The following is a 25,630-nucleotide window of genomic DNA, read 5'->3' on the forward strand; positions in this document are numbered from 1 at the left end:
GGGATGAAGGGCGCCCGCCTACCATGGAAAGACTGACTTTCCCGGGGGGTTCACTCATGACCGACGGCGCGAACGGCACCGACGGCGTCACCTACGCCTGGGCTCCGCCCGAGCCCGCCAAGCGGAAGAACCGCTCGGGATTGTGGATCGGCATTCCCGCGGGCGCGACCGCGGTCGCCCTCATCGCGGCCTCGCTCGTGCTCATCGCCCCCGGCGCCTCGGTGGCCGGTGTGCAGATCGGCGGCCTCACCGCGGGAGCCGCGGCACAGGCGATCTCGGCCCGTCTCTCGACGACCGAGGTGACCGTGGAGAGCCCCGCGGGCGAGGTGACCGTCACCGGCGCCGATCTCGGTGCGACCGTCGACGCCACCGCGATCGCCGAGAAGGCCTTCGCCGACAACCCGATGTGGAAGCCGGCGGCGTGGTTCCCGGCGGGCACCGGTGTCGAGGTCCAGGTCGACCCCGCTGCCGCCGCGGCGATGCTGCGCGACAAGGCCCCGGGCACCTACCGCGCCCCCGTCGACGCGACCGTCGCCTTCGACTCCGTCTCGCAGTCCTATGTGTCGACTCCCGCCGAGGCCGGTGAGGGCATCGACGTCGCGGCCGTCACGGAGGCGCTCCAGTCCGCGTTCGACGCCGGTGAGGCGACGACGTCGGTGAAGGCCGGGCTCGTGCCGGTCGACGCCGCCGTGAGCACGGAGAGGCCGACACCGCCGTGACGGCCCTCAACGGCATCCTCGACACGATCGGCTTCTACATCGGCGACGAGCGCACGGTGCCCGTCGACCGTGCGACGGCCGCGTCGTGGCTCACCGTCACCTCCGACGGCAAGGGCGACTTCCCGCTCACCGCCGATCAGGCCGGCATCCAGAAGGTGGTCGACGGGCTCGCGGGCCAGATCGACCGCGGCGCCGTCAACGCCGACGTCATCGTCGACACCGGCGGCGAGGTCATCAAGACCCTGACCGAGGGACAGACCGGCCGCTCACTGGGCGACACGACGGGTATCGCCGCGGCCTTCGCCGCGCAGCTGGCCCAGGCCAACGGGAAGTTCGCCCTGGCCGTCGCCGAGACGCCCTTCGAGACGACCAAGACCGAGCGCCGCATCGACGTCAACCTGAGCACGCAGACGACGACGCTGTACCAGAACGGGCAGGTGTACCGCACGTACACGATCTCGTCGGGCGCCGGCGATCACGCCACCCACACCGGGAACTTCCGCATCGGCTGGAAGACCGAGATGCAGAACATGGGCTGCGTCCCCGGATACGACTACTGCACCAAGGACGTGCCCTGGGTGTCGTACTTCAACGGTGACGAGGGCTTCCACGGCACCTACTGGCACAACAACTTCGGCACCCCGATGAGCCACGGCTGCATCAACATGACCATCCCGCAGGCCAAAGAGCTGTATGACTGGGCCTACCGCGGCACCGAGGTGTCGGTGCACTACTGAGCCACCCGCGGAAGGGGCCGGATGCCATGGCATCCGGCCCCTTCGTCGTCTCTGCGACGGCAACCGGCGCAACCCCCGCGTTCCGCACCGCTGAGGCGCCGGGCGCGGGTTCCGCCGGAGTTGTGCGCGCAGAAGAAGAGAGGGGCGGATGCCGTGTGGCATCCGCCCCTCTCGGGTCGGTCGATCAGCGCAGGGCGTCGACGATCCCGTTCAGCGTCGCGGAGGGACGCATGACCTTCTCGACCAGCGCGGTGTCGGGGCGGTAGTAGCCGCCGATGTCGGCCGGGTGGCCCTGCACGGCGAGGAGTTCCTCGACGATGGTGGACTCGTTCGCGGCGAGGGCCTCGGCCACCGGCGCGAAGACCGCGGCGAGGTCGGCATCCGTCGTCTGCTGCGCCAGCTCCTGCGCCCAGTACAGGGCGAGGTAGAAGTGGCTGCCACGGTTGTCGATCGTGCCGAGCGCGCGACCGGGCGACTTGTCGTTCTCGAGGAACGTGCCGGTCGCGGCATCCAGCGTGTCGGCCAGCACCTGCGCGCGGGCGTTGCCGGTGAAGCCGGCGTAGTGCTCGAGCGACGCGGCCAGGGCGAAGAACTCGCCCAGCGAGTCCCAGCGCAGGTAGTCCTCTTCGAGGAGCTGCTGCACGTGCTTGGGGGCGGAGCCGCCGGCACCCGTCTCGAACAGTCCACCGCCGGCGAGCAGCGGCACGATCGAGAGCATCTTGGCGCTCGTGCCGACCTCGAGGATCGGGAACAGGTCGGTGAGGTAGTCGCGCAGCACGTTGCCGGTCACCGAGATGGTGTCGAGGCCGTGACGCAGACGCGCGAGCGTATAGCGCGTGGCCTCGGCCGGAGGCAGGATCAGGAGCTCGAGGCCGTGGGTGTCGATCGTGGCCAGCGCCTGGTAGACCTTCGCGATGATCTGCGCATCGTGGGCGCGGTTCACGTCGAGCCAGAACACGGCCGGGACGCCCGTGGCGCGGGCGCGACGCACGGCGAGGTTCACCCAGTCGACGATCGCGACGTACTTCGTCTGCGTCGCGCGCCAGATGTCACCGGGCTGCACGTCGTGCTCGATGACGAAGTTGCCGTCACCGTCGACGACCTCGACGCGGCCGGCCGCGGCGATCTCGAAGGTCTTGTCGTGGCTGCCGTACTCCTCGGCCGCCTGCGCCATGAGGCCGACGTTCGGGACGGTGCCGATGGTGGCGGGGTTCAGCGGACCGTTGGCGATCACGTCGTCGATCACGGCCTGGTACACCCCGGCGTACGAGGAGTCGGGGATCACGGCGAGCGTGTCGTCCTCTCCCCCGTCGACGCCCCAGAGCTTGCCGCCGTTGCGGATGAGCGCGGGCATCGAGGCATCCACGATCACGTCGGAGGGGACGTGCAGGTTCGTGATGCCCTTGTCGGAGTTGACATACGACACGCGCGCGGCGGTGTCGACGGCCTTCTCGAACGCCGCGGCGATCTCGTCGCCGCCCTCGACCGAGCCGAGGCCCGCCAGGATGCCGCCGAGGCCGTTGTTCGGGTTCAGACCCGCCGCCGCGATCTTGTCGCCGTACTGCGCAAACACATCGGCGAAGTACGCCTTCACGACGTGGCCGAAGATGATCGGGTCGCTGACCTTCATCATCGTGGCCTTGAGGTGCACCGAGAACAGCACGTCGTCGGCCTTGGCCTGCGCGACGGTCTCGGCGAGGAACGCGTCGAGGGCAGCGGCCGAGAGGAACGTCGCGTCGATGATCTCGCGCGGGAGGACCTTGAGGCTGTCCTTCAGGACGGTCACGGTGCCGTCCTCGGCGGTGTGCCGGATGGTGAGCACGTCGTCATGGGCGGCGACCCACGACTTCTCGTTGCTCTTGAAGTCGTCGCGGCCCATGGTCGCGACGCGCGTCTTCGAGCCGTCCGCGAACGGCTTGTTGCGGTGCGGGTGCTTCTTGGCGTAGTTCTTCACCGCGAGCGGGGCACGGCGGTCGCTGTTGCCCTCGCGGAGCACCGGGTTGACCGCGGAGCCCTTGATGCGGTCGTAGCGCGCCCGCACGTCCTTGTCTTCGACGCGGGTGGCGTCGTCGGGGTAGTCGGGGATGTCATAGCCCTGGGCCTGCAGCTCGGCGATCGCGGCCTTGAGCTGCGGGACGGATGCCGAGATGTTGGGCAGCTTGATGATGTTCGCCTCGGGAAGCGTCGCGAGACCGCCGAGCTCGGCGAGGGCGTCGCCCACGTGCTGCTCGGGGGTGAGACGCTGCGGGAAGGCGGCGAGGATGCGGCCGGCGAGCGAGATGTCGCGGGTCTCGACGTGGACACCCGCCTGCGTCGTGACGGCCTGCACGATGGGCAGGAACGACGCCGTAGCAAGCGCCGGCGCCTCGTCGGTGTACGTGTAGATGATGGTGGAATCGGGCACGTCGAATCTCTCCGTAGAGGCGGCCAGGGTTGCCGTTCAGCCTATCGCACCGACGCAAAGTCTCTTGATATCGAGATAGTTCGCGGCGGCGGGTCCGCGTTCCGCACACCGATAAACGCCATCGGCGACGAGACACGGCGGGACGTGGCGTTTCTGGTCGCGGATCGCGTTTATCGAGTGGTCGCCGACGCGACGGCATCCGGAATGTTGCGAGTATCGGCGGGGCGGATAGCCTGGGCGCATGGCCGACCTCCGTCTCGTCGAACTCTCCGCCGCCACGATCGTGGCGGTGAACAACCTGTCGCTGAAGCCCGGGCAGGAGCAGTTCCTCGCTCCGGTCAGCTACGGCATCGCCGCCACGGTGATGGATCCGCAGACCTCGTGGCAGCGCGTCGTGCTCGACGGCGACGAGGTGGTCGGCTTCGTGAGCGCGAACTTCGACCCCGAGGCGCACGAAGAGCACTTCCGCTCGGTGCTGTGGCGCATCAACGTCGACGCCGACGACCAGGGCCGCGGCGTCGGCCGGTTCGCGCTGGGGCAGCTCCTCGACGAGGCGCGTCGCCGCGGGATGGACCACGTCGACGTCATCTACGAACCTGGCGTCGGCGGTCCCGAGGCCTTCTTCCTCCGCGCGGGCTTCGAGCCCGTCGGAGAGACGGAGTACGGCGAGACCGTCGCCCGCGTCCGCGTCTGAGGGCGATATCGCCCGAACGCGGTGATTCGGGGCGCCGTCCTTCCCGCTGATCCCCAGCCTTCTCGCCACGAAGTGGAGGGGAGGCGGCCTCGGCCGATCGTCACGGCTGGAACTCGCCCGGCGGGTCCGCCTCCCCTCGACGCGCGGCCCGAGCGCGTCGGACTGGCCTTCGGGTCGACCAGCCCGCCCAACGTATACATGCCGCGCCGGGTGCCGTCAGTCGAATCACCCGTGCGCCCCGCACAGTCACCCGTCCGCTCGGCACGCCGCGCAGAAGAAGTGGAGGGATGCCACGCCTCCGAGGCCGTGGCATCCCTCCCGCTCGGTCAGACGAGCGACTGCCGCCACGACGCGTGCAGCTGCGCGAACTTGCCCGTCCCGGCGATGAGCGCCTCCGGGCTGTCGTCCTCGATGATGCGGCCGTGCTCCATGACGAGCACGCGATCGGCGATGGCGACGGTGGACAGACGGTGGGCGATGATGATCGCCGTGCGGTCGGCGAGCAGCGTCTGCAGGGCGTCCTGGATGAGCCGCTCGCTGGGGATGTCGAGCGACGCGGTCGCCTCGTCGAGGATCAGCACCGCGGGGTCGGCGAGGAATGCACGCGCGAACGAGATCAGCTGTCGCTGACCCGCCGACACGCGCCCGCCGCGCTTGTTGACGTCGGTGTCGTACCCGTCGGGCAGCTTCTCGATGAAGCCGTCGGCGCCCACGGCCCGCGCGGCCGCGCGGATCTCGTCCATCGTCGCGTCGGGCTTGCCGAGGGCGATGTTGTCGGCCACCGTCCCGCTGAACAGGTACGCCTCCTGCGTCACCATGACGATCGCGCGCCGCAGATCCTTGGGGTGCAGGCGCCGCAGGTCGACGTCGTCGAGCGTCACCGCGCCCTTGCTCGGGTCGTAGAACCGCGAGATGAGCTTCGCGAGCGTCGTCTTGCCCGCGCCCGTCGTCCCCACGAGCGCGATCGTCTGCCCCGCCGGGATGTCGAGCGAGAAGTGCGGCAGGATGACGCGCCCCTCGGAGTATCCGAAGGTCACCTCGTCGAAGCGCACGTGCCCGCGGGCACTCCACAGGTCGACGGGGTCGACCGGGTCGGGGACCGTGGGCTCCTCCTCCAGGACACCGGACACCTTCTCGAGCGCCGCCGTCGCCGACTGGTACGAGTTCAGGAAGAACGCGACCTCCTGCAGCGGGGCGAAGAAGTTCCGGACGTACAGCACCGCCGCCGCCAGCACACCGATCTCCAGCGCACCGCCGATCACGCGGCCACCGCCCCACAGCAGCACGAGGGCGACCGAGACGGATGCCACGGCCATCAACGCCGGCTCGAACGTTCCGAACAGCCGGATCGAGCGCATGTTGACGTCGCGGTATTGGCCGGCGAGGTCACCGAACTCCTCGTCGTTGCGGGGCTCCTTCCGGAACGCCTTCACCGCGCGGATGCCGGTCATGGTCTCGACGAACTTCACGATCACCTGCGCGCTGACGACGCGCGACTCCCGGTACACGACCTGCGAACGGCGGTAGAACCACCGCATCAGCAGGTACAGCGGGATGCCCATCACCGTCAGCACGAGACCCGACTGCCAGTCGAGGAGATACAGCGCCGCGAGCGTGAACAACCCGTACAGCACCCCCGACACGAGCTCGTTGAGCCCACCGTCGAGGAGCTCGCGGATCGTGTCGAGGTCGCTCGTCTGGCGCGAGATGATCCGGCCGGACGTGTACGACTCGTGGAACTCCAGGCTCAGGCGCTGGGTGTGGAGGAAGATGCGCTTGCGGAGGTCCAGCATGATCGCCTGCGTCAAACGCGCCGCCACCACGACGTACCAGCCGATCAGCACCGCCCCGCCGATGCCGGCGGTGAGGTAGATCGCGACGACGAGGATGGTCGGCATCCAGTCGTTGTTCTGGATCACCGCGGGCAGCGCGGTGTCGATGCCGATCGCGATCAGCGCGGGCCCGGCGACGCGCAGCGCCGTCGAGACCACGAGCACGGCCGCGGCCAGGACGAGCCGCCAGCGCAGCGGCGACACGAGCGAGCCGAGCAGCCGCAGCGAACGCCGGCGGATCGCGCGGCTCTCTTCGCGCGTGTAGTCCGAGCGGTCCTCGCCGCTCGTCCCGGTGACGGTGGTCGCGCTCATCGGGTCGCCTCCTTCGCGGGCTGGGGTTCGTCGGTGGATGCCTCGGCACTCGCGCCCGAGCGGATCACGGGGATCGCACCGGTCTGCGCCTCGCGCTCGGCCTCCGCCTCTTCCAGGCTCGAGATGACGTGCCGGTACGCCTCGCTCTCGCGCAGCAGGTCGGAGTGGGTGCCGACCGCGGTGATGCGTCCGTCCTGGAGCAGGGCGACCCTGTCGGCGAGCGTCACCGTCGACGGGCGGTGCGCGACCACGAGCGCGGTGGTCTCGCTCAGCACCTCGCGCAGCGCGTCCTCCACGAGGGCCTCGGTGTCGACGTCCAACGCGGACAGCGGGTCGTCGAGCACGAGCACGGCGGGGCGCGCCGCGACCGCACGCGCGAGCGCGAGTCGCTGACGCTGTCCGCCGGACAGGCTCAGCCCCTCCTCGCCGATCACGGTGTCGAGCCCGTCGGGGAGGTCGTGGACGAAGTGCGCCTGCGCGACCTGCAGCGCCTCGGTGAGCACCGCTTCGGCTTCGGGCGACCCGGGTTCGAGGTCTTCCCGGCCGAGCAGGACGTTGGCACGGACGGTCTGCGAGAACAGCGTGGCATCCTCGAAGGCCATGCCGACGTGGCGCCGCAGCTCCGACAAGCGCAGGTCGCGCACGTCGACGCCGTCGAGCAGTACGCGGCCGCCGGTGACGTCGTACAGGCGTCCGGGCAGGGTCGTCAGCGTGGTCTTGCCCGAACCGGTCAGACCTACGAGGGCCATCGTCTCCCCCGGCCGCAGCGTCAGGTCGACGCCGTCGAGGAGGTCGGGCTCGGAGTCGACGGCATCCTGGTACCGGAAATGCACGCCCTCGAGCACGAGCTCACCGCGGGGCGCCGAGATCGTGCGGGGTTCGGCCGGGTCGACGATCGTGTTCTGTTCGTCGAAGACCTCGAAGATGCGGTCGGTCGCGGTGCGCGCGTCGAGCAGGAACGAGAAGAGGAAGCCGATCGATTCCATCGGCCAGCGCAGCACGGTGGCCATCGCGAAGAACGCCACGAGCTCGGCGACCTGCAGCTGGCCGAGCTGCGCGAGCACGATGCCCGCGCCCAGGCACACCGCGAACGCGATGTCGGGGAGCAACACGAGCCAGAACCAGATCCAGCCGACGGCGCGCGCCTTGCCCAGCTCGGTCTCGCGGAGGGACTCGGCCTGCCGCGTGAACTTCTGCAGCGCGTGCTTGCCGCGCCCGAAGGCCTTGAGGACGCGGATGCCGTGCACGCTCTCCTCGACGGAGGTCGCCAGGTCTCCCGCCTGGTCCTGGCTCTGCCGGGTGAGGGCGCCGTAGCGCTTCTCGAAGCGGTAACCGGCATACCAGAGGGGCGCGGAGGCGACGAGGAACAGCGTCCCGAGCAGCCAGTGCCAGCGGAACAGCAGCACCGCACCGATCGCGATCGTGAGGATGTTGACGATCAGCAGGATGAGGCCGAACGCGAGCCAGCGGCGCAGCATGCTGATGTCCTGCATCATGCGCGAGAGCAGCTGACCCGACTGCCAGCGGTCGTGGAACGCGACCGGGAGGCGCTGCAGGCGGGAGTAGAACGACTGGCGCAGGTCGTACTCGACGCGGGTCGCGGGCGCCAGGACGAACCAGCGCCGCAACCACACCATGCCCGCCTCGGCGAGCCCCAGGACGAGGATGAGGACGGCACCCCACGCCAGTTGGGCCGGGTCGCCCGAGCCGATGGGACCGGCGACGATCTGCTCGAGCACGAGCGGGATGGCGAGCGCGAGGACGCTCGCGCCGAGCGCGCTGACGGCGCCGAGCACGAGCCGGGGAAGCACGGGCCGCGCGATGGGCAGAAGCCGCGCGAGGGAACGGAGCGTCGACAGCTGAGGGCGGTTTTCTGCGGTGGTCATGATCCTCGTGGGGTCGAAGCGACGCGCCGGAGTGTGGCGCGGGAAGGGGGGATGCCAGGGGGTCCGGTGGAAAGCCACCGGAACGTGCGACGCGGGAGCGGTCGGAGCGCTACGGGCGACGCGCGAGGCGCGCGGCGACGGAGAAGGCGGCACGCACGACGGGGAAGTCGATCTGGTCCATGGCATCCTCCTCGGTCGGTGCACAGCCGCCGGGGGCGCGGCAGCTTTTCAGGATATGCCCGCGAGTCGACCGGGGGCAAGACTCGATTGCACGGGGCGGCGAGGATGGAGGGCGGCGCGAACGCGGGTCAGGCCGCGGCTTCGCGCCCCAGCAACCGGCGCTTGACGTCGACGCCCCACGCGAAGCCGCCCATCGTGCCGTCGCCGCGCAGCACGCGGTGGCACGGGACGAACAGCGCCGGAGCGTTCCGGGCGCAGATGGATGCCGCCGCCCGCACCGCCGAGGGAGACCCCAGGGCGGTCGCGAACCCGGTGTAGGTGAGCGGCTCCCCCGGGCGGATGGTCCGTAGAGCCGCCCATCCGCGCTGCTGCAGCGGCGTGCCGAACTGCACGACCTCGACGTCGTCGATCGCGGCGAGGTCGCCGTCGTAGTACGCCGCGACGGCGGCGGCGGCCCGCGTCTCGCCCGGCACGACCGCCGTGGGGCGGTGGGCCGGGCGGATCCGCGCGAGCACGGCATCCACCTCATCGGTCCAGCCGGCGACGAGCACGCGGTCGGTGTCGTCGGCGAGGATCGCGAACGGGCCGTCGGGGGTGTCGACGAACTGGAGGGTCGCGGTGTTCACGGGGCGGGCTCGCTTTCGGTCGTGGGGGTCGGGGTCCGCCATACTCGCGTGACGGAGGCGGCGTACCAGTAGTGGGCCATCGCGTAGCTGCGCCACGGGGCGAGTCGGTCGGACCACCGAGTGAACCCCGCGGGGTCGGACGGCAGCCCCAGCGCCACGGCACCGGCGCGCGCGGCGACGTCGCCCGGGAGCAGGACGTCGGGGTCGCCGAGCACGCGCATCCGCACGTAGTCGGCGGTCCAGGGGCCGATCCCGCGCATCGCGAGCAGCCGCGCCCGTTGCTCGACGCCGTCGTCGCCCGGTCCGAGCGTCAGTGATCCGTCGGCGAGCGCGGCGGCGGCCTCGACGATCGAGCGGCGGCGGGCCTCGGGCCCGCGGAGCACGTCGAAGCCACGCTCGGCGATGACCGCGGGGGCCGGGAACAGCGTCAGCGGGATGCCACCGACCTCGGTGCGCTCACCGAGCTCGGCCGACAGTCGCCCTTGCATGGTGCGCGCCGAGGCCACGCTGATCTGCTGCCCGATCATGGCACGCAGCAGCATCTCGGCGGCATCCATCGCCCCCGGCACCCGCACCCCCGGGATCGCGGCGACCGCCGGGGCGAGCTCGGGATGCCGGACGAGCGCCTCGTCGATCGCGAGCGGGTCGGCGTCGAGGTCGAACAGACGCCGGACGCGCGCGATCAGGGTGCCGAGGTCGGCGAGAGCCGTGAGGCGCGCGCGCAGGCGCAGACGCGAATCGGCATCGCGGCGCACTTCGAACCACGCCGGTCCGCCCGGCATCCGGATGACGCGCGCGAAGGACGCGTCGCCGCCGACCTCGACACCGGGGATCGCGTGCGCACGCATCCAGCCGAAGAGCCCGACCGTGTCGATGGGGCCGCGGGCGGGGAGTGCGAGATCGATCTCGCCGACCGGGACGGCACCCGCGGCGCGCGACCTCCGTGCGCGCAGCGCCGTCGGCGACATCCCGAAGACCTCACCGATCGTCTCGGTGAACTGCCGCACGCTCGAGAAGCCGGCCGAGAACGCGACATCGGATGCCGAGAGGTCGGTGCCCACGAGCAGCGCGCGGGCCGTGTGGGCGCGTTGCGCCCGCGCGAGGGCGAGGGGACCTGCGCCGAGCTCGGCCGTGAGCAGTCGCCCGAGGTGACGCGCGGAGTACCCGAGCCGCCGGGCCAGGCCCGGCACGCCCTCGCGGTCGACGACGCCGTCGGCGATGAGGCGCATCGCGCGGGCGGCGACATCGCCGCGGACATCCCACGCCGGGGACCCCGGCGCGGCCTCGGGCAGGCAGCGCTTGCACGCCCGGTAGCCCGCCTCGTGCGCCGCCGCCGACGTGGCGTAGAACGTCACGTTCGCCTCTTTCGGCGTGCGTGCGGGACAGCTCGGACGGCAGTAGATCCCGGTCGAACGCACCGCCGTGACGAACTGCCCGTCGAAGCGCCGATCGCGCGACTGGATCACGCGGTAGCGCTCGTCGAAGCCCCGGGCGTCGGCGGCGGTGAGGGTCATGGCATCCACCCTGCCATCGACCACCGACATGCTCCGGCGGAAATCGGACACGAGGGTGGGGCCGCGCCGAGACGGCGGGAGCGGGTCGGCGGACGCAGCGACATCGAGTGTCCAAGACACGCCGCGTCGGGTGGGGCCGATACGGCGTGTCTTGGACACTCAGCGCGCGGGGGACGGGGCGGGGGCGGGGGCGACCCGCCCCGACGTCAGGCGATCCGCGCGGTCTCCCGGAGGATCACCAGGCCGCCCCAGATCGACAGGGCCAGCACCAGCACGACGAAGCCGAGGAACACCGGTACCAGCGGCAGGGCGAGGAGCGCGACGCCGACGGCGAGCGGAGGCACGGTCATCCCGGCGAAGGCGAGGAGGAAGACGCCCGAGGTGATCTCGCCGCGGGTGCGGGGGTCGGCGAGCGATCCGGCTGTGGCCAGGGCTCCCCGGAAGAGGAGGCCGACACCGGCGCCCGCGACGATTCCGCCGATCACGAAGAGGATGCCGGAGGTCGAGAGGTCCGCCGCGCCCAGCGTGACGAGTCCGACGATCATCGCCACGAGACCGAGGCGTAGCTGCGTGCGGGTGGAGCGACCGGCGAAGACGACCTGTGCCACCGCGGCGGAACCGAACACCGAGAACGAGACCGCGCCGGCGACGAGGTGATCCGTGACGCCGAGCCGGCCGGCGAGGAACGTCGGGGCGACCGAGCCGAACAGTCCCGTCACGGCGAAGGCCGCGAAGGCGGCGGTTCCCGCGGCCCAGTACGCGCGCCGGGCGTCGGCGGGGATCCGCACCCGCTGCGGCCGATAGCGGTACGACCGGTCGATCTCGACGGTCTCGGGGACGAAGGCGTAGGCCAAACCCAGAGCGAGGAACCCGACCAAGAACACGACGTACGGCAGCACGAGCGGCGCGGGTGTGAACTCGGCGAAGAGGCCGCCGATCAGCGGGCCGAGCGCGAGGCCGCCCATGTTCGCGACTCCGGCGACCGTCGCGGCGAACGTCGGGGATGCCGGGTGCGACACGCGGCGCAGATCGGCGAGGTGCGCGGTGGCCGAGGCCGTCAGGAGACCGATGCCCAGCCCCGCGACGAGGCGCGCGGCGATGACGCTTCCGACGTCGGCACGCAGCACGAACACCAGGGCCGCGACGATCTCGAGCGCCGTGGCCGCGAGGATGAGCGGGCGGCGACCGAGACGGTCGCTGAGGTGCCCGGCCAGATACAGCGACACCATGACGCCGATCGAGTACGCGGCGAACATCACGGTGAGGAGGAACGTGGGGAAGCCGTCCCGCGCCTGGTACAGCGCGTAGAGCGGCGTCGGCACCGTGTTGAAGGCCATGAGCGCGAGGAACGTGGCGGCCGTGACCCAGAACCCGGTCCGGTGCGAGAGACGCGCGGAGGCCGCCGGGGCGGCCACCGGAAGGGCGATGGAGGAAGTCATGACCCCAGGATGCTCCGTCCGTCGCATCGAGGGAAACGAACGTTTTCGATCCGAATGATCGAGTACGTCTATGATCTCCGCATGGAGACACGCCTCCTCGAGTACTTCGTGACCGTCGCGTCCGAACGCAACGTCACCGCCGCCGCGGGTCGGCTGTTCGCGGCTCAGTCGACCGTGTCCGCGGGCCTCGCGAGCCTCGAACGCGATCTGGGCGTGCGCCTGTTCGAGCGCTCGACGAAGTCCGTGCGGTTGACGGCGGCGGGCGAGGCGCTCCTCCCGTACGCCCGCACGCTCCTGGCCGACGTCGACGCGCTGCGCGGCGTGGCATCCGAGTCCGGCACCGGCGTCCGCGGACTCGTGCGCATCGGCACGTTCGCGGGGCTGCGGGTCCTCGACCTCCCCGAGGTCCTCGCGCGCCTCCGCCACTCGCACCCGCTGATCGACGTGCGAGTCACGGTCTCCGCCACGGGGTCGCTCGGGCTGTTCGACGACCTCGACCGCGATCGTCTCGATCTCGCGCTGACGGCTCTGCCCGCGGCGTCCGGTGCCGTGTCGCGACCGCTGGCCTCCTTCCCCTACGTCGCCGTCCTGCCCGAGACGCACCCGCTCGCCCCGGACGACCGACCGATCGCCCTGGCGGAGCTCGCGGGCGACGACTGGATCGACGTGCTCCCCGGCTTCGGCAACCGCGTACAGCTCGACGGCGAGCTCGCGCGCCGCGGGGTGGCGCGGCACGTCATGGCGGAGGTCGGCGAGCTCGCCGCCGTCCCGGAGTACGTCGCCGCCGGGCTCGGTGTCGCCGTGATCCCCGACGTCGTGCCGACATCCGGCTGTCGCGTCCGCCCCGTCGCCGACGACCTCCCGCCCTGGACGGTGTCGCTGACCGTGGGCCCGGCCGCGGTGCACCGACGGCACGTACAGGCGGTGGTGGAGGCGATCCACGCCCCGCACTGAGGCATCCCGGTCGTGGGGGTGAGTCCACGGCGACACTCGTGGCCCCGGGGCGCTGGATGTGGCCCCGGGGCCACAGAGGCTCGCGAGAACGCGGGATGCCACCGCGGCGGCGACCCGCGCGAGGTCGGCGCCGCGGTGCGGCAGCGCCGCGCGGCTCAGCGCTCCGCGACCGCGAACCCGCCCGACGGCAGGAGCACCGTGATCTCGCCGTCGAACGCACTCGTGCGCAGCAGCGTGCCGCGGGCGTCGTAGACGCGGACGGTTCCGCCCCCGGAGACCGTCGTCCGCTGCGCGCCCGGCGCGCTCGACTGCACGAGTTCGCTGCGGCTCCCGGCGCCCTCGAGCACCAGGCGCGACACGAAGGGCCGCACGATGAGCCCGTCGAGCACGAGGTCGCCGCGCTGCGCGGTGACGTTCAGCTCGGTCTGGCGCTCCGACACCGCCGCGGTGAGCGCGTGCGGCAGCAGTGCACCGGGCGTCGGCGAGATGCCCTGCGCGGGGCCGGTGACCTTCAGCACGCCGTTCCCGCGCCAGCGCGAGAGCGACTTCTCCCCCGGCTGCGTGAACACGACCGGCTCGACCCAGCGCTTCGTGTCGGCGGAACCGATGTCCCACGCGGCGCTCTGCCCGGGCTTCAGCGTGAGCGCGTCGCCCGACCAGCTCGACTCCCCGGTCCACGACGCCGGCGTCGACACGGTGCCGTCGGTGGACGTGGCATCCTCCGCCTGCACGAACGTGAGGCCGACGCGGTCGGTGACCGAGGTGAGCGCCGTGGCCCGCGCGGCGATCGCCGGGTGCGCGTCGAGCGCGAGGGCGGTGAGCAGGCCGTGCATCGTCGACTCGGCGCCGCTGTTGCGGTTGACCGTGCCGTCGGGCTGCAGCCCGTCGAACGTCACGCCCGTCGCGGGGTCGTACATGCGCGCACCGGCGTGGTTGCCGCCGAAGAACCAGGCGGCCTGGATGCCGGCGAGATCAGCGAACGCCGAAGACCCGGTCGTGTCGGCGAGCGCCACGAGCGACTGCACGCGCGAGTCGGCCCCGTAGGCGATCTGCACGCGGTCGGTGGGGCTCGGGAACCAGCCGTTGTCCGGCCCGCCCGCGGTCAGCAGCGTCGTGGTGAAGCCGGTGGCGTCGGCGATCGCCGGATCGGCGAGCGCGGGGTCGTCGAGCACGTCGGCGGCCACGGCGAGCGCCGCGGGCATCTGCGAGCCCCACGCGTGCCACATCGCCGGCGACTGCGCCCATGGGAGCACGGCGCCGTACGGCCATTCGCGCGAGGACCCGGATGCCATGGCCGCCACGCCCTCGGCGAGCTCCCGTGCCGCGGTGGTCGAGGAGTCATCCCCCGCCCGCACGGCGGCGGTGAGTCCGAGGACCGCCTCGGCCGAGGCATCCGCCCCGTCCACGATGAGCCACGCGGGCACTCTCTTGCCGTCCGACTCGACGTACTGGCCGTACTTCGAGAGGACGTCGCGCTCGATCGCGCCGCGCGACAGCGCCAGGCGCTCCTTGAGGAACGCGGCGAAGTCGGGGTCGTCGTCGGCGAACGCCGCGTAGCCCTCGCCGAGCGCCCACACCGTCCGGGCGAGCCAGTAGCTCGGGCCGGAGTCGGACGGGTCGGGCAGCTCCACCGGCTCGGCGGAGGGGTTCAGCTCGCCGTCCGGCTGCATCCACAGCACGACGTTGCCCGCGTCGGGACCGTCCGTGGTCTGGTGGTACGCCACCGTACGCAAGAGTTCGTACGCCTTGTGCCGGCTGTCGGTGTCACCGGTCTGCTGCCAGTGACGCAGGTAGACGACGGCGGCGCGAGTGGTGTCGTCGGCGTTGTACGCACCCTGACTCCAGTCACCGGTCGCGGGGTCGAGGGTGCCGCCGCCGATGCGCTCGAACGTCCCGCCGTCGCGGGCGTCGGCGTAGGTCCACGGCGCGAGGAGCGTGGGCTCCTCGGCGAGACGGTAGGTGGTGTGCCCGGCGACGCCCGCGGGCGCCGGCGAACCGAGCAGGAAGTCGAGGTGGTCCAGGTTCGTCAGCGGGGCGGTGGGGGCGGCCGCGGCCGCGGCGGTCTGCGCCGGGGCCAGCGCCGACGCCGGCGCGGCGCTCAGCGGCACCGCCAGGGCGACCGCGCCCGCGAGGGCCAGGCCGCGTGCACTCCATCGTGCGTTCATGGGGGGATCCTTTCGATGGGGGTGGGGCGCAACTCCTGCGAAACCGCCCGCCGGTCGCCCGAGGGCGACGGTGATGGCAGCTCCGCAGGAGTCGTGACCGCGCCGCGCCCGGGCCGTCGCGGCGCCGGACGCGACGCGACGCTCAGTCGGTGCGCTCGAGCAGGGCGACGCCGATCTTCGAGTCGGCCATGCCGTAGAACACGAAGTGGCGGCCGTCGATCTCCTCGATCGCGGTCGGGAAGACGACGTTCGGCACGATGCCGCTGCGCTCGTCGTCGGTATCGGGGGCCAGCAGCGGCTCGGGCGTCCGCGCGATCACGCGGCTGGGGTCATCGGCATCCAGGATCAAAGCGCCCGCGGCGTAGTTGACCTTCTGCTGCTGCGAGAACGCGCTGTCGATCACGCCGGTCACGCCGTGGTGCAGCACGAGCCACCCCTCGGGGATGCGCAGCGGCGGCGGTCCGCCTCCGATCTTCACGGCCTCGAACGGGAACGCCGGTCCGGCGACGAACCGGTGCTGCTCCCACAGCGCGAGGTTCGCGAGGTCCTCGCGGACGGATGCCACGGGCACGTAGCTGATCCAGATGGACTGCCGCTCGTCCTCGACGCCGGCCGGCACCCGCACGCCCTGCCCGGGCTTGGTCTCGCCGAGGTCCCACATGGGCCGGTGCAGCACGGCGAACGCCTCGCTGCCGTCGGGGGCCGTGACCGTCTCGGGGAAGAAGACCGTGTCCTTGTTGTGGAACAGGTTCAGGTCCATGTCGAGGTCGTCCTGGTAGCGGAACAGCACGGGTCCGAGCCGCCGCCAGTCGCGCAGGTCCGTAGAGACGGCGACGGCGGTGCGCGGGCCCAGCGGGCCATAGGCCACGTACGTCATGACGTGCAGGCCCAGGGCTTCGATCCAGGTCGTGCGCGGGTCTTCGGTCCCGGCGTTGTCGGCGCCGCGCTCCCACCCGCGGTCGGGCTGGAGCACCACGCCCTCGCGTTCGACGGCGACGGGCACACCGTCCTCGACGACGACGCGGGCGAGACCCACGCGCGAGACGTTGCCCTCGGCCACGAGGCGCGGCAGCAGGTACAGCTCGCCGTCCGGGCCGCGGCCCGAGGCCGGGTTGAGCACGCCCTCGGCTTCGTCGGCGTTGCCGGGCTCGGGGGTCATCACCACACCCACGCGTGTGAGGCGGTAGGGGACGGGGGAATCGGGGGTCATTGTCATCCTTTCACTCCGGATCCGAGGTCGTTGGAGGTGAAGTAGCGCTGGAAGATCAGGAACAGCGCCACCGCGGGGGCGGCGAGCACGACGGCGCCGGCCATCATCGCGCCGAAGGGGTTGGTGGTGGAGGCGGCGATCGTGGAGATGAAGTTCGCCAGCGACACCGCCAGCGGCTGCATCGCGGCATCCTTCGTGATGAGGAAGGGCCACAGGAACTCGTTCCACGGACCGATGAAGGTCAGCAGCACCGCGGTGAGCAGCGCCGGCCGCACGAGGGGCAGCGCGACGCTCCACAGCAGCCGGAACTCGTTCGCGCCGTCGATGCGGGCGGCGTCGAACAGTTCCTTGGGGAGCTGCAGGAAGTACTGACGGAAGATCACGACGGCCGTGGAGTTGATGAAGAACGGCAGGATCATGCCGAGGTAGCTGTCGCTCAGCCCGTAGTCGCGGGCGATCATCACGTACAGCGGGATCATCAGCAGCTGGAACGGGATCACCTGCACCAACAGCACGAGCGCGAAGGTCGCGGAGCGTCCGCGCCACTTCAGCACCGCCAGCGCGTACCCGGCGAGCACGCCGAACACGATGGTGCCGAGGATCACTCCCCCGGTGAAGATCCCCGAGTTGACCAGGCCCTTCAGCAGGTTGATGCGCCCGTCGATCGCCGTGTAGTTCTCCAGCGTCAGGTTCGACGGATGCGGGAACGCCCCCGCGATCGAGGTGTCGGGGTTCGTCTGCAGCGAGCCGACGACCATGTAGTAGAAGGGGAACAGGAAGGCCAGGGCGCCGAGCGTCAGCACGCCGTAGGTCACGACTCTGGACTTCATGATTCCTCCCTCCCCACGAACCGGCGTTGGAGCGCCGCGATGATCAGCACGAAGATGATGAGCACCACCCCGATGGCCGCGGCCACGTCGGGGTTCTGCTGCTCGATGCCCTTCTGGTAGATCAGCAGCACGGGCGACGTGGACGCCCCGTTGGGGCCGCCGCCGTTGGTGAGCAGGTACGGCTCGGTGAAGAGGTTCGCGCCGGTGATCGTGGCCAGCAGCACCACGAGGAACGTCGCCGGCCGGACGCCCGGAACGGTCACCGAGAAGAACTGCCGGAGGCGTCCGCCGCCGTCGACCGCGACCGATTCGTACAGCTCGCGCTGCACGTTCTGCAGCGCCGCGAGGTACAGCAGGATGTAGAACCCGAGCCCCTTCCACGTCACGAACAGCGCGATGGTGGGCATCGCGAGCGCCGAGTTGACCAGCCACGACGGGCTCGGCGCAAGCGGGCCGAGGGCGTTGTTGATCAGCCCCGAGTTCGAGAACAGGAACAGCCACACCGCGACCACCGCGACCGATGCCGTGACGTAGGGCACGTAGAACGCGACGCGGAAGAACGCCCGGGCGCGCACCACCCGGTCCAGGGCCGTGGCCAGCACGATCGACAGCACGACCGTCAGCGGGACGTTGATGAGCAGGAAGATCCCGACGTTGCCGAACGACCGCCACACGGCCGGGTCACGGAGCGCGGTGACGTAGTTGTCGAGGCCGACGAAGGGCCGGTCGACCTGCGCTCCCGGGGCGGTGAAGAAGTAGTCGTGGAACGACATCCACACCGCGAACACGATCGGGTAGGCGAAGACGACCCCGATGAAGATCACGTACGGGGCGGAGAACAGGATGCCGAGCGGCTGCGCCCCGAGGAGACGGCGCCGCTTCCTCCCGGCATCCCCCGCTCCCCCCGCACGTCCGGACCGGCCGGGGTCGCCCCCGGTCCGCCCGGACGTGCGGGTGAGATCGACGGTCATGTCACTTCCCCGCCGCGAGCTGGTCGATCTGGGTCTGGGCGTCGGAGAGGAAGGTGTTCACGTCCTCTTCGCCGAAGATGACCGACTCGGAATACGCGTCGCGGAACGCCTGCCAGATCTCGACCGAGCTGACGACGTTGGGCACCTCGACGGTGCGCGCGGCCTGGTCACCGAACTGCTGGTACGCCGGGTTGGCGGCGAAGTAGTCGGCGTACGTGGTGGTCAGGTCGGTGCGGAGCGGCATCTGTCCCGTATCCTCGAGCCACTTCCCGTCCTGCTCCTGGCTGGTGGCGAACTTCAGCACCTCCCACGCGGTGCCCTTGTTCTGGCACGCGGTGAAGAGGCCGACGTTCTTCGCGTCGCTGAAGGTCCAGGTCTGGTCGGCCGCGGTGCCCTTCTCCGTCGGCACGGGCACGGCGCCCCAGTTGACCTTGTCCTTGTACACCGACACGGCCCACGGCCCGACGATCGCCATCGCGGCCTTGCCGTCGGCGAACGCGTCGCCCTGGTACTGCTCGTTGCCGGCGAGCTTGTCGGCGTAGATCGTGCGCCAGAAGTTCGCCACGGCCTCGCCGTCGGCGTCGTTGAAGGTGGCCTTGCCGTCTTCGACGAGCTGCTTCCCGCCGGTCTGCGCGGCGTACAGCGGGTAGAAGTCGAACCAGGATTGGAAGAATTCGCTCGTGGGCGCCGGGTTGATGGCGTAATCCGAGACGCCCGCGGCTTTCAGCTTCTGCGACGTGGCGAGGAACTCGTCGTACGTCGACAGCTGCGGCTTCTCGGGGTCGAGGCCGGCCTTGGCGAACAGGTCCTTGTTGTAGAAGATCATGACCGGGTTGCTCTTCCATGGCAGCTGGTAGAAGCCGCCGTCGTCGGAGCGGTACTGGTCGGCGAGGTCGCCGCTGCGGTCGGTGATGTACTGCTCGCCGTCGGGGAAGTCCGACAGGTTCACGAGGCCGCCCTGGCGCTGGAACCCGGGCACCGCCGCGGGCGAGGTGTTGAACACCAGGCACGGGGCGTTGCCCGCGGTGATCGCCGCGCCGATGACCTCTTCGCTGGACGACCCGGCGGGGATCTCCTGCGCGGTGATCTGCTCGTCGGGGTGGTCGGCGTTCCAGGCCTCCACCATCTGCTGGCCCCACGCGATCTCGGCGGCGTTGTTGGAGTACCAGATGGTGATGGGGCCCTTGGCATCCATTCCGGATGCTCCGCCGCCGCCTCCGCTGCACGCGGAGAGGGCGAGGATGCCGGTGGCGGCTACTGCTGTGGCGAGAATGCGTCGTCGCATGTCTTCCTCCTTGTGGGGCGGGCGGGGGCCCGCGGGGTGTCAGCGTCGTGCGGGTGCGGCGGTGGAATCGCGCACGCACAGGGCGGGATCGGCGAGCGCGAGCGCCTCGGGCTCCGCTCCCGCGATCGCCTGCAGAAGTGCGCGCGCCGCGACCGCCCCCCAGCCGCGCGCGTCGGTGGAGACGCTCGTCAGGGCGGGGAACAGGTGCCGGCCGAGTTCGGTGTCGTCGAACCCGGTGATCGAGAGGTCGCGGGGCACCGACAGGCCGCGGCGCTGCGCCGTGCCGAGCCCCGCGACGGCCATGTTGTCGTTCGAGTAGACGATCGCCGTCGGCGGGACCTCGGCGTCGAGCAGCGCCGTGGTGGCCCGCGCCCCGTCGGCGGCGCTGAAGTCCGTCTCGATCACACGGGCCCGGATGCCACGCGCCCGCGCCGCGTCTTCGAACGCCGCTGCGCGGTGGCGTCCGTGCAGCATCGCGAAGGGTCCCGCGACGTGGGCGATGTCGGTGTGACCGAGGTCGGCGAGGTGGTCGACCGCGAGGCGGATGCCGGCGCCGTCGTCGACCGAGACGGAGGTGAAGGGGCTGTCGACGTCGGGGACGCCCAGCGTCACGGCGGCGATGCCGAGGCTCGCGACGAGGTCGATGCGCGGGTCGTCGGCGCGGAGGTCGGAGAGGATCACGCCGTCGACGCGGCGGTCGGCCGCGAGTCCGCGGTAGGTCTCCTCCTCGTGGCGGCCGGGGGTGGCGGCCGCGAGCACGAGGACCTGACCCGAGACGGAGAACTCGTCCTCGACGCCCGCGATGAACGACGGGAAGAAGGGGTCGGCGGCGATGACGTCGGGGCTGCGGCCGATGACGAGGCCGCACGCGAACGCGCGGCCGACACTGAGCGAACGGGCGCGCAGGCTCGGGCTCCAGCCCATCTCGGCGGCCACCGACAGGATGCGGTCGCGGGTGTCGGGGGCGACGCCGGCGCGGCCGTTCAGCGCGAACGACACGAGGCCTTTGCTGACCCCGGCGCGCCGCGCGACATCGGCGATCGTGGGTCGCGTCTCGTTCGTCATGCTGCACCTCGTCGTGGCATCCACCCGGCCTAAACCGGTTCAGTGTGTCGAGCCTAAACCGGTTCAGTCGAGGCGTCAACCCCGCGTGATGCGCGGCTTGGTGGCCCCGGGGCGCCGTAAGTGGCCCTGGGGCCACCCACAGACACCGATCCGTGCACCAGTGCCGGAGAAGCCCCGCAACCCCTCCCCCGTGTCGGCGCCCCTCGATAGCGTGGGGGCATGAGCGAACGCGAATTCGACCTGATCGTCATCGGCGCCGGCCCCGTCGGTGAGAACGTCGCCGACCGGGCGGTGCAGGCCGGACTCACGGCCGTCATCGTCGAGTCCGAGCTCGTCGGCGGCGAGTGCTCCTACTGGGCGTGCATGCCGTCGAAGGCGCTGCTGCGCAGCGGTGCGGCCCTCCGCGCCGCGCGCGACGTCGACGGCGCGAAGCAGGCCGTGACGGGCGACCTCGACGTCGCCGCGGTCCTCCGCCGCCGCGACTCCATGACCAGCAACTGGAACGACGCCGGCCAGGTCTCCTGGCTCGAGGGCGCCGGCATCGAACTCGTCCGCGGCCACGGCCGCCTCACGGGCGAGAAGACCGTGCGTGTCACCGCCGACGACGGCACGGTCACCGACCTCGTCGCCCGCCACGCGGTCGCGGTGTGCACGGGTTCTGCGGCGCTGCTTCCCGGCATCCCGGGCCTGGCCGACATCGAGCCGTGGACGAGCCGCGAAGCGACTGCGGTGCAGAGCATCCCGGGGTCGCTCGCGATCCTCGGCGTCGGCGTCGTCGGAGCCGAGATGGCGACCGCGTTCGCGAGCCTCGGCGCCGAGGTCACGATCATCGCGCGCTCGGGTCTGCTGGGCGGCACCGAGCCGTTCGTCGGCGAACTCGTCGCCGACTCCCTGCGCGCGCGCGGCGTCACGGTGAAGACGGGCGTGGATGCCATGGCCGCCCGCCGCGACGACGCCGGGCGCCGCGTGCTCGAGCTGTCCGACGGCACCACGGTGACCGCCGACGAGCTGCTCGTGGCCACCGGCCGTGTGCCGCGCACCACCGACCTGGGCCTCGAGACCATCGGCGTCGAGGAGGGCTCGTGGCTCGACGTCGACGACACGCTCCTCGTGCGCGGCTTCGACTGGCTCTACGCCGTCGGCGACGTGAACCACCGCGCGCTCCTCACCCACCAGGGCAAGTACCAGGCCCGCGCCGCGGGCGACGTCATCGCGGCGCGCGCCCGGGGCGGCGAGGTCGACGACCGACCCTGGGGAGCCCACGTCGCGACCGCCGACCACGACGCCGTTCCGCAGGTCACGTTCACCGACCCCGAGGTGGCGTCCGTCGGCCTCACCGCCGCCGCCGCCGCCGAGAAGCGCGGCCTGAACGTCAAGGTGCTCGATTACGACCTGGCCCACGTCGCCGGGTCGAGCGAGCAGTCCGACGCCTACGTCGGCAAGGCCCGCGCGATCGTCGACCTCGACCGCGGCGTCCTCGTCGGTGCGACGTTCGTCGGCCCCGACATCGCCGAGCTGCTGCACTCCGCGACGATCGCGATCGTCGGCGAGGTACCGGTGAAGCGGCTGTGGCACGCGGTCCCGTCGTACCCCACGGTCAGCGAGGTCTGGCTGCGTCTGCTCGAGACGCTCGGTCGCGACTCCGCGTGAGTCGCCCGGCAGCGCCGGTACAGCAACATTTCTGGGCGAGCCACGCGATAAGAAGGGGCACGGTATGCCGAAGACCGTCGCGCTCATCCGTGGTGTCGGCGGCCCCACGGCCCTGAAGATGCCGGAGCTCCGCGAGGTGCTGGCATCCGCGGGTCTCGGTGACGTCGTGACGCTCCAGGTGGCGGGCAACGTCGTGCTGGACGACGGCGGCCGCTCCCCCGATGAGATCGCCGAAACGATCCGGGATGCCGTGCGCACGGCGTTCGGCCACGACCTTCCGGTGATCGTGCGCTCCCACAGCGAACTCCGTGAGGCGCACGCCCGCAACCCGTTCGCCGACGCCGCCGAGGGACGGTGGGTGCAGACGGTCTTCCTCGACGCCGCGCCCACCGTCGCGCTGGAGGTGCCCGCTGGCATCCCGGAAGACGCGGTGCTCGACGGCCGGGAGGTGTTCGTTCGGTACCCCGAGGGAATCGGCGGGTCGAAGCTCCAGGCCGGATGGTTCGAGAAACGCCTCGGTGTGACCGGCACGGCGCGCAACGCCAACACGATCGCGAAGCTCATCGCGCTGAGCGCCTGACGCGTCGCGGCGCCAGCGACGCACCCGCGCCGCCGCGGCGGTCGCTGCCGCCGCGCGCCAGCTCGCCGTGCGCCGACTCCCCGCACGCCGACTCACCGCGCGGTTGCGGCTGCCCGCCCTCAGCAGCGATAAACGCGATCCACGACGAGAAACGCGACGGTGGCGCGTTTCTCGGCGCGAATGGCGTTTATCGCGAGGAACCGCCCCAACACAGCCCGCCACCGCCGCCCCGCCCCGCCGCGGAAACGGCAACACGGCCCCGGAAAACGCAGCCGCCCCCGCGACCGAAGTCGCGGGGGCGGTGGTGAGCCGGAGCTCAGTGGAAGAAGTGGCGCTCGCCCGTGAAGAACATCGTCACGCCGGCCGCGCGCGCGGCGTCGACGACCTCGGCATCCCGCACCGAACCGCCGGGCTGGATGATCGCCGAGATGCCCGCGTCGATGAGCACCTGCGGGCCGTCGGCGAACGGGAAGAAGGCGTCGGATGCCGCGATCGAGCCGGCCGCGCGGTCACCCGCGCGCTCTACGGCCAGGCGGCAGGAGTCGACGCGGTTGACCTGGCCCATGCCGATGCCGACCGTGGCCGAGCCCTGTGCGAGCACGATCGCGTTGGACTTCACGGCGCGGCACGCCTTCCAGGCGAAGATGAGGTTCGTCATGTCCTCGTCGGCGGGACGCTCGCCCGAGACGAGCTCCCAGTCCTTCGCGACCGACTCGATGTCGTCCGGGAAGCGGTCGGCGTCCTGCAGCAGCAGGCCGCCGGAGACGAGGCGCACATCCATCGGCTCCTGGCGCCAGTCGGCGGGGAGCTGGAGCACGCGCAGGTTCTTCTTGAGCTTGAACACCTCGAGGGCCTCGGGCTCGAAGTCGGGCGCGATGATGACCTCGGTGAAGATGTCGCGGAGGTTCTCCGCCATCTTCAGCGTGACCGTCCGGTTGGCGGCGATGACGCCGCCGAACGCCGAGACGGGGTCGCACTCGTGTGCGCGCAGGTGGGCCGAGGCGATCGGATCGAGCGCGTTCGGCGCCGCGACGGCGATGCCGCACGGGTTGGCGTGCTTGATGATCGCGACGGCGGGCTTGACCATGTCGAACGCGGCGCGGAGGGCCGCGTCGGCGTCGACGTAGTTGTTGTACGACATCTCCTTGCCCTGCAGCTGCGTCGCCTGCGCGATGCCGTGGCCGCCGACACGCGTGTAGATCGCCGCGCGCTGGTGCGAGTTCTCGCCGTATCGCAGGGTCGACAGACGCTCGGCCTGGATCGTCAGGTGCGCGGGCAGGTCGATGTCGTCGCCGAGCGTGCCCTCGGCGAACCACGTCGAGACCGCCGTGTCGTAGGCGGCGGTGTGCGAGAAGGCGCGGGCGGCGAGCTCGCGACGCTGCACGAGGTTCGTGCCGCCCTGCGAGCGCAGCGCCTCGATGATCGCCGGATACGACTCGGGCGAGACGACGATGGCGACGTTGGCGTGGTTCTTCGCCGACGCGCGGACCATCGCGGGACCGCCGATGTCGATCTGCTCCACGACGTCGTCGCCCTCGGCTCCGGATGCCACGGTCTCGACGAACGGGTAGAGGTTCACGACCACGAGTTCGAAGGGCAGGATGCCGAGGTCGTCGAGCTGCGTCTCGTGGCTGGCGAGGCGCAGATCGGCGAGGAGGCCCGCGTGCACGTTCGGGTGCAGCGTCTTCACGCGCCCGTCGAGCGACTCGGGAAAGCCGGTGATGGCCGAGACGTCGGTGACGTCGTAGCCGGCGTCGCGCAGCAGGGTCGCCGAACCGCCGGTCGAGACGATCTCGACGCCCGCCGCTGCGAGCGCCTCGCCGAGTTCGAGCAGACCGGTCTTGTCGCTCACCGACACCAGCGCGCGGCGGATCGGGACGACGTCACGGGGACGGTAGTCGGCGGGGTCGTGGCGGGGTCCGGCCATGGCTGCGGCTCCTGTGTCTCGTGGGATGCGGAAGCGGGCGTCCACCCGCGGGGGATCAGGGGGTGCGGGGCGCCGCGAGGTCGAGGTCGCCCTCGGCGATCCGGCGGACGACGTCGATGAGCAGACGCCGCTCGACGGGCTTGATGCGCTCGTGGAGCGCCGCTTCGTCGTCGCCGGGGAGCACGGGGATGCGTTCCTGCGCGAGGATCGGGCCGGTGTCGACTCCCGAGTCGACGACGATGACGCTCGCACCGGTCTGGGTGACGCCGGCGGCGAGCGCGTCGCGGACACCGTGCGCGCCGGGGAACTCGGGCAGGTACGCGGGGTGCGTGTTGATGATGCGCGGCTCCCACTCGGCGACGAGGTCGGCCGGCAGCAGGCGCATGAGGCCGCTGAGGACGACGAGGTCGGGCTGCCATACGCGCAGCTGCGCACCGAGTTCGGCGCCCCATTCCTCGCGCGAGTCGAACGCGTCGAACGGGACGAGGAAGGTCGGGATGCCGAAGTGCTCGGCGTGGGCGAAGCCGTCGGCTTCGCGATCGGCACCGACCGCGATCACACGCGCCGGGAAGTCGGGGGCGGCAGCCGCCTCGAGCAGGGCACGGAGGTTGGAGCCGGTGCCGGAGATGAGGACGGCGACCGTGAGCACG

The 25,630-nt window shown here is 71.3% G+C and carries 20 protein-coding genes; 6 read left to right on the forward strand and 14 right to left on the reverse strand.

Annotation, left to right across the window (positions count from 1 at the left end; translation table 11 throughout):
* The first annotated feature begins 56 nt into the window (after nt 1–56).
* The gene (locus BW982_RS06100; RefSeq protein ID WP_076491115.1) at nt 57–719 is read left to right on the forward strand and encodes a peptidoglycan binding domain-containing protein; all 663 of its coding nucleotides are present in this window, start codon (nt 57–59) and stop codon (nt 717–719) included.
* Nucleotides 716–1,456, forward strand: coding sequence for a L,D-transpeptidase family protein (locus BW982_RS06105; RefSeq protein ID WP_076491116.1), 741 nt, complete (start codon nt 716–718; stop codon nt 1,454–1,456). The genes BW982_RS06100 and BW982_RS06105 overlap by 4 nt, the downstream gene beginning before the upstream one ends.
* A 184-nt stretch (nt 1,457–1,640) precedes the next feature.
* Here the strand turns inward: BW982_RS06105 and BW982_RS06110 are convergent, their stop codons facing one another.
* Entirely contained in the window at nt 1,641–3,860 is a 2,220-nt protein-coding gene (locus tag BW982_RS06110) for an NADP-dependent isocitrate dehydrogenase (protein WP_076491117.1), read from the reverse strand.
* A 241-nt stretch (nt 3,861–4,101) separates the two neighbouring features.
* On the opposite strand from BW982_RS06110, the gene BW982_RS06115 reads away from it, so the two are divergent.
* Nucleotides 4,102–4,554 carry a GNAT family N-acetyltransferase gene (locus BW982_RS06115; RefSeq protein ID WP_076491118.1) on the forward strand — a complete coding sequence of 151 codons (453 nt, stop codon included), beginning with the start codon at nt 4,102–4,104 and terminating at the stop codon, nt 4,552–4,554.
* Nucleotides 4,555–4,880: 326 nt separating this feature from the next.
* On the opposite strand, the gene BW982_RS06120 is transcribed toward BW982_RS06115, so the two are convergent.
* The 5 genes from BW982_RS06120 to BW982_RS06140 all read right to left on the reverse strand — a co-directional run bounded on the left by BW982_RS06120 (nt 4,881) and on the right by BW982_RS06140 (nt 12,343).
* Nucleotides 4,881–6,698 carry an ABC transporter ATP-binding protein gene (locus BW982_RS06120; protein ID WP_076491119.1) on the reverse strand — a complete coding sequence of 606 codons (1,818 nt, stop codon included), beginning with the start codon at nt 6,696–6,698 and terminating at the stop codon, nt 4,881–4,883.
* Nucleotides 6,695–8,584, reverse strand: a complete 1,890-nt coding sequence (locus BW982_RS06125) for an ABC transporter ATP-binding protein (RefSeq protein ID WP_076491120.1) — start codon at nt 8,582–8,584, stop codon at nt 6,695–6,697. The genes BW982_RS06120 and BW982_RS06125 overlap by 4 nt, the downstream gene beginning before the upstream one ends.
* A 308-nt stretch (nt 8,585–8,892) precedes the next feature.
* Complete coding sequence (locus BW982_RS06130; RefSeq protein ID WP_254845526.1) at nt 8,893–9,390, reverse strand: methylated-DNA--[protein]-cysteine S-methyltransferase; 498 nt, start codon at nt 9,388–9,390, stop codon at nt 8,893–8,895.
* Nucleotides 9,387–10,904: an AlkA N-terminal domain-containing protein gene (locus BW982_RS06135; protein WP_076491122.1), complete on the reverse strand. Its 1,518-nt coding sequence runs from the start codon at nt 10,902–10,904 to the stop codon at nt 9,387–9,389. Before BW982_RS06135 ends, BW982_RS06130 begins: the two co-directional genes overlap by 4 nt.
* A 206-nt stretch (nt 10,905–11,110) precedes the next feature.
* The gene (locus tag BW982_RS06140; RefSeq protein WP_076491123.1) at nt 11,111–12,343 is read right to left on the reverse strand and encodes an MFS transporter; all 1,233 of its coding nucleotides are present in this window, start codon (nt 12,341–12,343) and stop codon (nt 11,111–11,113) included.
* Between the two features lie 81 nt (nt 12,344–12,424).
* On the opposite strand from BW982_RS06140, the gene BW982_RS06145 reads away from it, so the two are divergent.
* Entirely contained in the window at nt 12,425–13,297 is an 873-nt protein-coding gene (locus BW982_RS06145) for a LysR family transcriptional regulator (RefSeq protein ID WP_076491935.1), read from the forward strand.
* Between the two features lie 155 nt (nt 13,298–13,452).
* Here the strand turns inward: BW982_RS06145 and BW982_RS06150 are convergent, their stop codons facing one another.
* The 6 genes from BW982_RS06150 to BW982_RS06175 all read right to left on the reverse strand — a co-directional run bounded on the left by BW982_RS06150 (nt 13,453) and on the right by BW982_RS06175 (nt 20,823).
* A complete protein-coding gene (locus BW982_RS06150; protein ID WP_076491124.1) occupies nt 13,453–15,462 on the reverse strand; it encodes a hypothetical protein in 2,010 nt (669 codons plus the stop codon).
* Between the two features lie 142 nt (nt 15,463–15,604).
* Nucleotides 15,605–16,672, reverse strand: coding sequence for a glycoside hydrolase family 130 protein (locus BW982_RS06155; protein ID WP_076491125.1), 1,068 nt, complete (start codon nt 16,670–16,672; stop codon nt 15,605–15,607).
* Between the two features lie 2 nt (nt 16,673–16,674).
* Nucleotides 16,675–17,502 (reverse strand): carbohydrate ABC transporter permease, encoded by an 828-nt coding sequence (locus BW982_RS06160; protein WP_076491126.1) that lies wholly within the window; start codon nt 17,500–17,502, stop codon nt 16,675–16,677.
* On the reverse strand, nt 17,499–18,473 hold the full coding sequence (locus BW982_RS06165) for a carbohydrate ABC transporter permease (RefSeq protein ID WP_076491127.1): 975 nt from the start codon (nt 18,471–18,473) through the stop codon (nt 17,499–17,501). Before BW982_RS06165 ends, BW982_RS06160 begins: the two co-directional genes overlap by 4 nt.
* 1 nt (nt 18,474) lies before the next feature.
* Entirely contained in the window at nt 18,475–19,758 is a 1,284-nt protein-coding gene (locus tag BW982_RS06170) for an extracellular solute-binding protein (RefSeq protein ID WP_076491128.1), read from the reverse strand.
* A 39-nt stretch (nt 19,759–19,797) separates the two neighbouring features.
* On the reverse strand, nt 19,798–20,823 hold the full coding sequence (locus BW982_RS06175; RefSeq protein ID WP_076491129.1) for a LacI family DNA-binding transcriptional regulator: 1,026 nt from the start codon (nt 20,821–20,823) through the stop codon (nt 19,798–19,800).
* A 219-nt stretch (nt 20,824–21,042) separates the two neighbouring features.
* Between BW982_RS06175 and BW982_RS06180 the strand changes: the two genes are divergently transcribed.
* Nucleotides 21,043–22,473: a dihydrolipoyl dehydrogenase family protein gene (locus tag BW982_RS06180; protein WP_076491130.1), complete on the forward strand. Its 1,431-nt coding sequence runs from the start codon at nt 21,043–21,045 to the stop codon at nt 22,471–22,473.
* Between the two features lie 64 nt (nt 22,474–22,537).
* Complete coding sequence (locus BW982_RS06185; RefSeq protein WP_076491131.1) at nt 22,538–23,053, forward strand: DUF1697 domain-containing protein; 516 nt, start codon at nt 22,538–22,540, stop codon at nt 23,051–23,053.
* A 316-nt stretch (nt 23,054–23,369) separates the two neighbouring features.
* On the opposite strand, the gene purH is transcribed toward BW982_RS06185, so the two are convergent.
* Nucleotides 23,370–24,980 carry a bifunctional phosphoribosylaminoimidazolecarboxamide formyltransferase/IMP cyclohydrolase gene (gene purH / locus BW982_RS06190; protein WP_076491132.1) on the reverse strand — a complete coding sequence of 537 codons (1,611 nt, stop codon included), beginning with the start codon at nt 24,978–24,980 and terminating at the stop codon, nt 23,370–23,372.
* Between the two features lie 55 nt (nt 24,981–25,035).
* The gene (gene purN, locus BW982_RS06195) at nt 25,036–25,629 is read right to left on the reverse strand and encodes a phosphoribosylglycinamide formyltransferase (RefSeq protein WP_076491133.1); all 594 of its coding nucleotides are present in this window, start codon (nt 25,627–25,629) and stop codon (nt 25,036–25,038) included.
* Between the last annotated feature and the right edge of the window lies 1 nt (nt 25,630).

The sequence above is a fragment of the Microbacterium sp. RURRCA19A genome (assembly GCF_900156455.1).
Lineage (GTDB): Bacteria > Actinomycetota > Actinomycetes > Actinomycetales > Microbacteriaceae > Microbacterium.

What these genes read in the sequence shown, in the direction of transcription:
- BW982_RS06100 (WP_076491115.1), top strand. Translation starts at nt 57, where the DNA reads ATGACCGACGGCGCGAACGGCACCGACGGCGTCACCTACGCCTGGGCT.
- BW982_RS06115 (WP_076491118.1), top strand. Translation starts at nt 4,102, where the DNA reads ATGGCCGACCTCCGTCTCGTCGAACTCTCCGCCGCCACGATCGTGGCG.
- BW982_RS06120 (WP_076491119.1), bottom strand. Translation starts at nt 6,698, where the DNA reads ATGAGCGCGACCACCGTCACCGGGACGAGCGGCGAGGACCGCTCGGAC.
- BW982_RS06125 (WP_076491120.1), bottom strand. Translation starts at nt 8,584, where the DNA reads ATGACCACCGCAGAAAACCGCCCTCAGCTGTCGACGCTCCGTTCCCTC.
- BW982_RS06135 (WP_076491122.1), bottom strand. Translation starts at nt 10,904, where the DNA reads ATGACCCTCACCGCCGCCGACGCCCGGGGCTTCGACGAGCGCTACCGC.
- BW982_RS06140 (WP_076491123.1), bottom strand. Translation starts at nt 12,343, where the DNA reads ATGACTTCCTCCATCGCCCTTCCGGTGGCCGCCCCGGCGGCCTCCGCG.
- BW982_RS06145 (WP_076491935.1), top strand. Translation starts at nt 12,425, where the DNA reads ATGGAGACACGCCTCCTCGAGTACTTCGTGACCGTCGCGTCCGAACGC.
- BW982_RS06150 (WP_076491124.1), bottom strand. Translation starts at nt 15,462, where the DNA reads ATGAACGCACGATGGAGTGCACGCGGCCTGGCCCTCGCGGGCGCGGTC.
- BW982_RS06155 (WP_076491125.1), bottom strand. Translation starts at nt 16,672, where the DNA reads ATGACCCCCGATTCCCCCGTCCCCTACCGCCTCACACGCGTGGGTGTG.
- BW982_RS06160 (WP_076491126.1), bottom strand. Translation starts at nt 17,502, where the DNA reads ATGAAGTCCAGAGTCGTGACCTACGGCGTGCTGACGCTCGGCGCCCTG.
- BW982_RS06165 (WP_076491127.1), bottom strand. Translation starts at nt 18,473, where the DNA reads ATGACCGTCGATCTCACCCGCACGTCCGGGCGGACCGGGGGCGACCCC.
- BW982_RS06170 (WP_076491128.1), bottom strand. Translation starts at nt 19,758, where the DNA reads ATGCGACGACGCATTCTCGCCACAGCAGTAGCCGCCACCGGCATCCTC.
- BW982_RS06175 (WP_076491129.1), bottom strand. Translation starts at nt 20,823, where the DNA reads ATGACGAACGAGACGCGACCCACGATCGCCGATGTCGCGCGGCGCGCC.
- BW982_RS06180 (WP_076491130.1), top strand. Translation starts at nt 21,043, where the DNA reads ATGAGCGAACGCGAATTCGACCTGATCGTCATCGGCGCCGGCCCCGTC.
- BW982_RS06185 (WP_076491131.1), top strand. Translation starts at nt 22,538, where the DNA reads ATGCCGAAGACCGTCGCGCTCATCCGTGGTGTCGGCGGCCCCACGGCC.
- purH (WP_076491132.1), bottom strand. Translation starts at nt 24,980, where the DNA reads ATGGCCGGACCCCGCCACGACCCCGCCGACTACCGTCCCCGTGACGTC.